Consider the following 9492-nt stretch of genomic DNA (forward strand, 5'->3'; position numbering starts at 1 on the left):
GCGCCCGGCCCCCCCGGGTTCCGCGGCTGCGGGCGGGAGGGCGTCCGGGGGCTCCGAGCCGGTGCCGGCGCCCCCCTCCTCCTCGGCCGCCCGGTGCGCCCCGTGCTCGTGGCCGGTGTGGCCGTCGGCGGGGAGCGGTCCGGCCAGGAAGGTGGCCGGTACGGGGCGGGTGGGGCGGCCGGTCGGGTCGATCGGCGTCACGGCGGGGTCCTCCTGCGGCGGGGTGGGCGAACTCCTGCGGGCGGGACAGGAAACGGGCGGAACAGGAAACGGGCGGGACGGAATCGGATGGGACGGGAAACGCGTGGTGCGGGAAAGGAGGGATGGCTACGGGAAGGGCCGGTCAGACGGACAGGGCGAGCCGGTTGATCGCGGCCAGCGGGATCGGCAGCCAGCTCGGCCGGTGCCGGGCCTCGTACACCACCTCGTAGACCGCCTTGTCGATCTCCAGCGCCCGCATCAGCTCCGGCGAGGCGGCCGGGTCGGCGCCGCCGCCGGCCGTGTAGCCGGCGCTGTAGGCGGTGCGGTTGCGCTGGGCCCAGGCGGCGGCCAGGTGGGCCAGCTCCGGGTCGACCGGGCCGCCGGCCAGCAGGTGGGCGGCCGCGTAGTCGAAGGAGCGCAGCATCGCGGCGACGTCGCGCAGGGCGGGCTGCGGTTCGCGCCGCTCGGTGACCGACTTGGCCGGCTCGCCCTCGAAGTCCAGCAGCACCCAGCCGTGCGGGGTGCGCATGGCCTGTCCGAGGTGGAGGTCGCCGTGGATGCGCTGGACCGGCAGGCCGTCCGGGTGGGCGTCGGCGAGCTGCTGGAAGGCGGTGCGCAGCGCGGCCCGGAAGCGCAGCAGGCCGGGGACGGCGGCGACGGCGCTGTCCAGCCGGTCGGCCATGGCGCCGGCCAGCCGTCCGGTCTGGGCGCGGTCGAGCCGGGCGACCGGCATCGAGCGGGCAAGGACCCGGTGCACCTCGGCGGTGGCCCGGCCGAGCCGGTGCGCCTCGATGGCGAAGTTGCCGGGGGAGCGGTCGCCCTTGAGCCGGCCGACCTGGTCGAGGGCGAGTTCCCAGCCGTCCTCGGCGTCCGGCAGGTAGCGCTGCAGCAGTCCGAGGGTGGCGGGTTCGGCGCGTTCCATCCGGCTCTCGAACCAGGCGGCGACCCGGGGGATGCGGGTGGAGCCGGCCCGGGAGAGCGCGAGCGAGAGTTCGAGGTCGGGGTTGGTGCCGGGGTGGATGCGGCGGAACAGCTTGAGGATGTACGAGGTGCCGTAGATGACCGAGCTGTTGGACTGCTCGGCGGTGGAGGCGCGGCCGGGGAGGTTGGCGGGCAGTCCGGAGCCGGGGGTGCGGCGGAAGGAGAGCGCGCCGAAGCGGTCCCCGGTGGCCAGGTGTTCGAGCAGCCGTCCGGTGAGTTCGGGGTCGTGCACCGCGTCGTAGAGGGTCGCGCCGTCGTACGGGCCCTGGCTGAGCCGGCCGAGTACGGCGGCGGGTCCGATGTCCCCGAGCCCGCCGGAGCGGATGCCGAGCAGCAGCTGGTAGATGTCGCCGTGCGGGGCGCCGGCCGTGGTGGCGTGCTCGACCCGCAGCAGGAGGTGCAGCAGGGCCGGGTCGCCGACCTGCAGGGGGGTGCCGACGACCGGGGTGAGGCCGGTGATGGGCCTCCCCTTGCCGGCGTACCAGCGCTGGGTGGGCAGCCACGCGGCGATCAGTGGCAGGGCCGCCTGGACGAGTTCGCTGACGCCCAGGGCGGTTCTCCGGGCCCCGGCGCCCCGGGTGCCCGCGGGGGTGGCGGGGCCGGTGGGGGCGTCGTCCTGGAGGTGGGCTTGAGAACGGGAGGTTTCGGACATGGCTCCCTTTCCCCGGAAGCACGCGGACTGCCCGACGGGTCGTGGCCGGGTCCGTCAGTCTTCCGGATTGCGGCGGCGCGGCGGTCGCGGCACGCGAGCACGGCTCGGGTGTCACGCCTTCGTGTGGGTGGCCGTTGGGCTGTTCTCCGTACGCGGTGGTGCAGAGAACTCCGGGGGCGCGGGGGTTCAACTCGCGCCCCCGGAGGGTCTGGTGGTGCTGTTCACGGCTGCTGTGCCACGTGCGGCGGATCGTTACTTCGATCGCCTGGTCCCGCTCAGGCGCGGGGGCTGCCGGAGCTGGAACCAGTAGAAGCCGTGCCCGGCCAGGGTGAGCAGGTAGGGCCACTCGCCGATCGACGGGAAGCGCACCCCGCCGATCAGCTCGACCGGGTACCGCCCGCCGTACTGCCGCAGGTCCAGCTCGGTCGGCTGCGCGAACCGCGAGAAGTTGTTCACGCACATGACCAGGTCCCCCTCGTACTCGCGCACGAAGGCCAGCACGGCGGGGTTGCTGGAGGGCAGTTCGGCGTAGCTGCCGAGGCCGAACGCCGGATTGAGCTTGCGGATCTCGATCATGCGACGCGTCCAGTGCAGCAGCGAACTCGAACTGCTCTGCTGCGCCTCGACGTTGGTCACCTGATAGCCGTACACCGGGTCCATGATGGGCGGCAGACTGAGCCTGCCCGGGTCGGCGGAGGAGAAACCCGCGTTGCGGTCCGGGGTCCACTGCATCGGGGTGCGCACGCCGTCCCGGTCGCCGAGCCAGATGTTGTCGCCCATGCCGATCTCGTCCCCGTAGTAGAGGACCGGCGAGCCGGGCAGGGAGAGCAGCAGCGCGGTGAACAGCTCGATCTGGTTGCGGTCGTTCTCCAGCAGCGGGGCGAGCCGGCGGCGGATGCCCACGTTGGCGCGCATCCGCGGGTCCTTGGCGTACTCCGCGTACATGTAGTCGCGCTCCTCGTCGGTGACCATCTCCAGGGTCAGCTCGTCGTGGTTGCGCAGGAAGATGCCCCACTGGCAGCCGCCGGGGATCTGCGGGGTCTTGGCGAGGATCTCCGACACCGGGTAGCGGGACTCCCGGCGCACCGCCATGAAGATCCGGGGCATCACCGGGAAGTGGAACGCCATGTGGCACTCGTCGCCGCCGGAGGCGAAGTCGCCGAAGTAGTCGACGACGTCCTCCGGCCACTGGTTGGCCTCGGCGAGCAGCACGGTGTCCGGGTAGTTGGCGTCGATCTCCTTGCGGACCCGCTGGAGGAACTCGTGGGTCTCCGGGAGGTTCTCGCAGTTGGTGCCCTCGCGGGCGAACAGGTACGGCACCGCGTCCAGCCGGAAGCCGTCGATGCCGAGGTCGAGCCAGAACCGCAGCCCGGCGATCATCTCGTCCTGGACCCGGGGGTTGTCGTAGTTGAGGTCCGGCTGGTGCGAGAAGAAGCGGTGCCAGAAGTACTGCTTGCGGACCGGGTCGTAGGTCCAGTTGGAGGACTCGGTGTCGACGAAGATGATCCGGGCGTCCGGGTACTGCTTGTCGTCGTCGGCCCACATGTAGAAGTCGCCGTAGGGCCCGTCCGGGTCGGAGCGGGAGGCCTGGAACCACGGGTGCTGGTCGCTGGTGTGGTTCATGACGAAGTCGATCACGATGCGCATGCCGCGGGCGTGCGCGGCGTCGACGAACTCCATGAAGTCGGCGAGGTCGCCGAACTCCGGCAGCACCGAGGTGTAGTCGGACACGTCGTACCCGCCGTCGCGCAGCGGCGAGGCGAAGAACGGGGGGAGCCAGAGGCAGTCGATCCCGAGCCACTGGAGGTAGTCGAGCTTGGCCGTGAGCCCCTTGAGGTCCCCGACCCCGTCGCCGTTGCTGTCCTGGAAGGACCGCACCAGCACCTCGTAGAAGACCGCACGCTTGAACCACTGCGGGTCGAGCTTCTTCTTCGAGGTCTCGGGGAAGGTGTCGGGGACGGGCTCGTTCACTGTCACGCTGGGTTCCTCCGAACCGTGAGGAGGTGAGCCGGCTCGGCTGAGGGATCGAGCCGGACGTAGTTGTGCCGGCCCCAGGTGTAGACGGCGCCGGTGAGCTCGTCGTGCACCGCGTACGGGCCGTCGCCGTCGAGCGTGACGGTGGCCTCCTGGACGTGGTGCGGGTCGAGGTTCACCACGGTGACGACCTGGTCGGTGAGCCCCTCGGGGGTGGTCGCGGTCTTGGAGTAGGCGAGCACCTGGTCGTTGTCGGTGGGGTGGAAGCGCAGGTCGCGCAGCTGCTGGAGGGCGGGGTGGCGGCGGCGCAGCCGGTTCAGCACGGTCAGCAGCGGGGCCAGGGTGTCGGTGCGGCCCCAGTCGCGCGGGCGCAGTTCGTACTTCTCCGAGTGGAGGTACTCCTCGGAGCCCGGGTGGGCCGGCTCGTTCTCGTACAGCTCGAAGCCGGCGTAGACGCCGTAGCTGGGGGAGAGGGTGGCGGCGAGCACCGCGCGGACCGCGAAGGCGGCCCGGCCGCCGTGCTGGAGGTACTCGTGCAGGATGTCCGGCGTGTTGACGAAGAAGTTGGGCCGCATGTAGGCGGCGGCGTCACCGCTGAGTTCGGTGAGGTACTCGGTGAGTTCCGGTTTGGTGGTGCGCCAGGTGAAGTACGTGTACGACTGGTGGAAACCGATCTTCGCCAGGGTGTGCATCATCGCCGGGCGGGTGAAGGCCTCCGCCAGGAACACCACGTCGGGGTCGGTCCGGGCGACGTCGGCGAGCACCTTCTCCCAGAACACCACCGGTTTGGTGTGGGGGTTGTCGACCCGGAAGATCCGGACGCCGTGCGACATCCAGAACCGGAGGATCCGGATGGTTTCCTTGACGATTCCGTCCATGTCCTGGTCGAAGTTGACCGGATAGATGTCCTGGTACTTCTTCGGCGGATTCTCGGCGTACGCGATGGTGCCGTCCGTGCGGTGGCTGAACCATTCCGGATGCTTGTTCACCCAGGGGTGGTCGGGGGAGCACTGGAGGGCGAAGTCCAGCGCCACCTCCAGGTGCAGCGCCCGGGCCTCGGCGACGAAGTGGTCGAAGTCCTCGATGGTGCCGAGGTCCGGGTGGACGGCGTCGTGGCCGCCCTCGGGGGAGCCGATCGCCCAGGGCGAGCCGACGTCGTGCGGGCCGGCCGTCAGGGTGTTGTCCGGGCCCTTGCGGAAGGCTCGGCCGATCGGGTGGACCGGCGGCAGGTAGACCACGTCGAAGCCCATCGCGGCGACGGCCGGCAGGCGTTCGGCGGCGCTGCGCAGGTTGCCCGGGCGCGGCGGCTCGACGCCGGCCGGGTCCACCACGGCGCCCTCCGAACGGGGGAAGAACTCGTACCAGGAGCCGAACAGCGCGCGCTCGCGGTCCACCTGGAGCGGCATCGGGCGGGAGGCGCTGAGCAGCTCGCGCAGCGGGTGGCGGACCAGCGCGTCGAGCACCTCGGGGGCGAGCGCGGCGGCCAGCCGGGACAGCGGCGGCAGGGTCTGGTCGCGCAGCGCGTCGGCGGCGGCCAGCACGTCGGCGCGGCCCTCCTTCTTGGGCACCCCGGCCGCGGCCTGCTCCAGCAGCCGGGCGCCCTCCTCCAGGACCAGCGCGGTGTCGATCCCGGCGGGCAGCTTCACCGAGGCGGTCCGGCGCCAGGTGGCGACCGGGTCGCTCCACGCCTCCACCAGGTACGACCAGCGGCCGGGCGCGGTCGGGGTGACGTACGCGCCCCAGCGGTCGGTGCCCTCGGCCAGCTCGCGCATCGGCGTCCACGGGCCGCTGCGGCCGCGCGGGTCGCGCAGCACCACGTTGGCGTTGACGGCGTCGTGGCCCTCGCGGAAGACGGTCGCGGTGACCAGGAAGGTCTCGCCGACGACGGCCTTGGCCGGGCGGCGGCCGGCGTCGACGAGGGGACTGACGTCCAGGACGGGGATGCGGCCGATCACGGTGTCGCTCTCTGTCGTCTTGCGGGCGGAGGGCTTGCGAGCGGGGGCCTTCCGGGCGGGTGCCCCGGCGGCCGGGGCCTTCGCGGAGGCGGACCCGGCGGCCTTCGCGCCGGCGGCCTTCGGAGCCGAGGCCTTCGGGGTGGTGGCGGTGGTGCGGCGCGTGGTGGTGGTGCGCCTGCGGGGTGCCGCCGCCCGGTCCTCCTCGGCCCCGGGGTGTCGGGCCGTCGAGGGGGCTTCGGAATCGGAGGATCCGGCACGGACCGCCCCGGAGGCCCTCGGCGCCGGCATCGCCGGATCTGTCCGAGTGTCAGAATCCATCCGTCCGGCGGATTCCGCGACCGCTGCGTCGAGGCCTTCGGCCACCGGTGTGGACTGGTCCCGCGTGTCGCCGTGCATGCCAAGCTCCTGCCCGAGATCGGCGGCAGCTCCCCGCGGGCCTGGGTACGGGCCGGGGGAGTACCGGAGGACTGCTGGGTGGGGAGGACGTGCGACCGGAAGCCTGCCCGCGCCGCTGTTCCCGGCAACCTGCCCGGCGCCCGCCGAGCCGGCGGTCGGACGCCCCGGAGCCCGTGTGCGTCCCGGCGCACGCCTCCGCCGGGCGCGCCCCGACCGACCCGGTCCACCCGTGAACGAGCGGACCGGTAGGGAGGACACGCGTCCGTGCGCGGTGAGCGCCGAATGGGCTAAGAAGGACGGGAACGGGTGACACGAAAAGGATTCGGACGTGCTGCTTCGCGGGGGACGCCACCCGTCGTCGTACTCCCCACCGCATCAACGACCTTCGGTCATCCTCGCACCGGCGACAAGGTTTTTGCAGCGGTACGACAGTAGTTTCGAGCCTTCTCCCGGGTGGATGCGCCATCGGAAATGAAGCCGTACCGAAGAGTTCACGTATTGGTAGCGCGGGCCCCCGAAATGTGCGCCTCGCGCGCCCCCCGTGCAGTCCAATGCGCCGAATGCGATCTCATCAATAGCCCGAACGGATGCCCAATAGTCCACTTGACGCACTGTCCGGCCGACCGCCGCGGCTACGCTTCACGCCGTGAAGGCAATCCGCAGATTCACCGTCCGCACCGTCCTGCCCGAACAACTCCAGCCGCTGCACGAGCTGGCCCTCAACCTGCGCTGGTCCTGGCACCCCGAGACCAGGGACCTCTTCCGGTCCGTGGACCCGGAGGTCTGGGCCGCGACCGGGGAGGACCCGGTGCGGCTGCTCGGGGAGGTCCCGGCCGCCCGCCTGGCCGCGCTCGCGGCCGACCGGCGCTTCCTGCGCAGACTCGGCGACCTCGCCGACGACCTGCGCGAGTACCTGACCGGCCCCCGCTGGTACCAGACCCGGCAGCAGTCCGACGCCGCCCCGCTGCCCGCCGCGATCGCCTACTTCTCGCCCGAGTACGGCATCGCCGCCGCGCTGCCCCAGTACTCCGGCGGGCTCGGCATCCTGGCCGGCGACCACCTCAAGGCCGCCAGCGACCTCGGCGTGCCGGTCGTCGGCGTCGGCCTGTTCTACCGGCACGGCTACTTCCGCCAGTCCCTGAGCCGGGACGGCTGGCAGCAGGAGCGCTATCCGCTGCTCGATCCGGACGAACTCGCGGTCAGCCTGCTGCGGGAGGCCGACGGCACCCCCGGCCGGGTCGACCTGGCCCTGCCCGGCGGCCGCACCCTCGCCGCCCACATCTGGAAGGCCCAGGTCGGGCGGGTCCCGCTGCTGCTGCTCGACTCCGACATCGAGGCCAACTCGCCCGCCGAGCGGGACGTCACCGACCGGCTCTACGGCGGCGGCAGCGAGCACCGGCTGCTCCAGGAGATGCTGCTCGGCATCGGCGGCGTCCGGGCGGTGCGCGCCTACTGCCGGCTCACCGGGCACCCCGCCCCCGACGTCTTCCACACCAACGAGGGCCACGCCGGCTTCCTCGGCGTGGAGCGCATCCGCGAACTGGTCGCCGAGGACCGGACCGGCCTCGACTTCGCCGCCGCCCTGGAGGCCGTCCGGGCCGGCACCCTCTTCACCACCCACACGCCCGTCCCGGCCGGCATCGACCGCTTCGACCGCGAGCTGGTCGCCCGCCACTTCGGCGGCGACGCCGCGCTGCCCGGCGTGCCGGTCGAGCAGGTGCTCGCGCTCGGCGCCGAGAGCTGGCAGGACGGGGACCCGAAGCTCTTCAACATGGCCGCCATGGGCCTGCGGCTGGCCCAGCGCGCCAACGGGGTCTCCACCCTGCACGGCGAGGTCAGCCGCTCGATGTTCAACGGCCTGTGGCCCGGTTTCGACCCCGCCGAGGTGCCGATCACCTCGGTCACCAACGGCGTGCACGCCGCCACCTGGATCGACCCGGCGGTGGTCCGGCTCGGCGCCGCCGAGATCGGCGCCGAGCGCGCCGAGGAGGCGATGACCACCGGCGAGAGCAAGCGCTGGACGGGCCTGGAGCGGATCGGCAACACCGAGGTCTGGGAGCTGCGGCGCGCCCTGCGGGCCCAGCTGGTGGAGGAGGCCCGCCGCCGGCTGCACGCCTCCTGGCGCCGGCGCGGGGCCGGCGAGGCCGAGCTCGGCTGGGTCTCCTCGGTGCTCGACCCCGACGTGCTCACCATCGGCTTCGCCCGCCGGGTGCCCTCGTACAAGCGGCTCACCCTGATGCTGCGCGACCCGGAGCGGCTGCGCGCCCTGCTGCTGCACCCCACCCGGCCGGTGCAGATCGTGGTCGCCGGCAAGGCCCACCCGGCCGACGACGGCGGCAAGCGGCTGATCCAGCAGATGGTCGCCTTCGCCGACGACCCGGCGGTGCGGCACCGGATCGTCTTCCTGCCGGACTACGACATGGCGATGGCCCAGCGCCTCTACCCGGGCTGCGACGTCTGGCTGAACAACCCGCTGCGCCCGCTGGAGGCCTGCGGCACCTCCGGGATGAAGGCCGCGCTCAACGGCTGCCTCAACCTGTCCGTCCTGGACGGCTGGTGGGACGAGTGGTTCGACGGCCGCAACGGCTGGGCGATCCCCACGGCCGACGAGAGCGGCGGGGCGCTCGACCCGGACAGCGGCGAGGCCGAGCGGCGCGACGACATCGAGGCGGCCGCGCTCTACGACCTGATCGAGAACCAGGTCGCCGCCCGGTTCTACGACCGGGACGCGGACGGGCTGCCGCAGCAGTGGATCGCCATGGTCCGGCACACCCTGGTCACCCTCGGGCCCAAGGTGCTGGCCGGGCGGATGGTCCGGGAGTACGTCGAGCGGCTGTACGCCCCGGCGGCGCAGGCCCGGCGGGAGCTGGCCGGGCAGCACGGCCACGGCGCGCGCGAGCTGGCGCTCTGGAAGGCGACGGTCCGGGAGGCGTGGCCGGCCGTCCGGGTCGAGCACGTCGAGGCGGACTGCCCGACCGAGGCGCAGGAGCTGGGCAGTTCGCTGGAGCTGCGGGTGCAGGTCGCGCTCGGGACGCTGCAGCCGGGCGACGTCGAGGTGCAGGCGGTCTCCGGCCGGGTGGACGAGCGGGACCGGATCTCGGACGCCTGCCTGCTCGCCCTCAAGCCGGTCGGCGGGCCCGACCTGGACGGCCGGATCCGCTACGAGGGCTCGCTGGAGCTCTGCCGGACCGGCCCGTTCGGGTACACCGTCCGGGTGCTGCCCGCGCACCCGCGGCTGGCCTCGCCGGCCGAGCTGGGGCTGGTCGCCCTGCCGGCCGAGTCGACCGGGATGGACGCCGGGCTGCTGCGCTGACGCCGCGGGCGGCCGTCCAC

General features: G+C 72.9%; 4 protein-coding genes and 1 pseudogene. 1 reads left to right on the plus strand and 4 read right to left on the minus strand.

The window, feature by feature from the left end:
* The 4 genes and pseudogenes from ACFU6K_RS20275 to ACFU6K_RS20290 form a co-directional block, all read right to left on the minus strand.
* A pseudogene (locus ACFU6K_RS20275) lies at positions 1 to 201 on the minus strand (hypothetical protein); the annotation flags it as partial.
* A 142-nt stretch (positions 202 to 343) separates the two neighbouring features.
* Positions 344 to 1834, minus strand: a complete 1491-nt coding sequence (locus ACFU6K_RS20280) for a phosphotransferase (RefSeq protein ID WP_380664876.1) — start codon at positions 1832 to 1834, stop codon at positions 344 to 346.
* Between the two features lie 252 nt (positions 1835 to 2086).
* Entirely contained in the window at positions 2087 to 3811 is a 1725-nt protein-coding gene (gene treS / locus ACFU6K_RS20285; RefSeq protein WP_380664878.1) for a maltose alpha-D-glucosyltransferase, read from the minus strand.
* Positions 3808 to 5763, minus strand: a complete 1956-nt coding sequence (locus ACFU6K_RS20290) for an alpha-1,4-glucan--maltose-1-phosphate maltosyltransferase (protein ID WP_380664882.1) — start codon at positions 5761 to 5763, stop codon at positions 3808 to 3810. Before ACFU6K_RS20290 ends, treS begins: the two co-directional genes overlap by 4 nt.
* Before the next feature lie 1042 nt (positions 5764 to 6805).
* Between ACFU6K_RS20290 and glgP the strand changes: the two genes are divergently transcribed.
* On the plus strand, positions 6806 to 9472 hold the full coding sequence (gene glgP, locus ACFU6K_RS20295; protein ID WP_380664880.1) for an alpha-glucan family phosphorylase: 2667 nt from the start codon (positions 6806 to 6808) through the stop codon (positions 9470 to 9472).
* Positions 9473 to 9492 lie beyond the last annotated feature (20 nt).

This window comes from Kitasatospora sp. NPDC057512 (assembly GCF_042802135.1).
Lineage (GTDB): Bacteria > Actinomycetota > Actinomycetes > Streptomycetales > Streptomycetaceae > Kitasatospora.

Coding starts and splice junctions, on each gene's coding strand:
- ACFU6K_RS20280 (WP_380664876.1), bottom strand. CDS start 1,834: ATGTCCGAAACCTCCCGTTCTCAAGCCCACCTCCAGGACGACGCCCCC.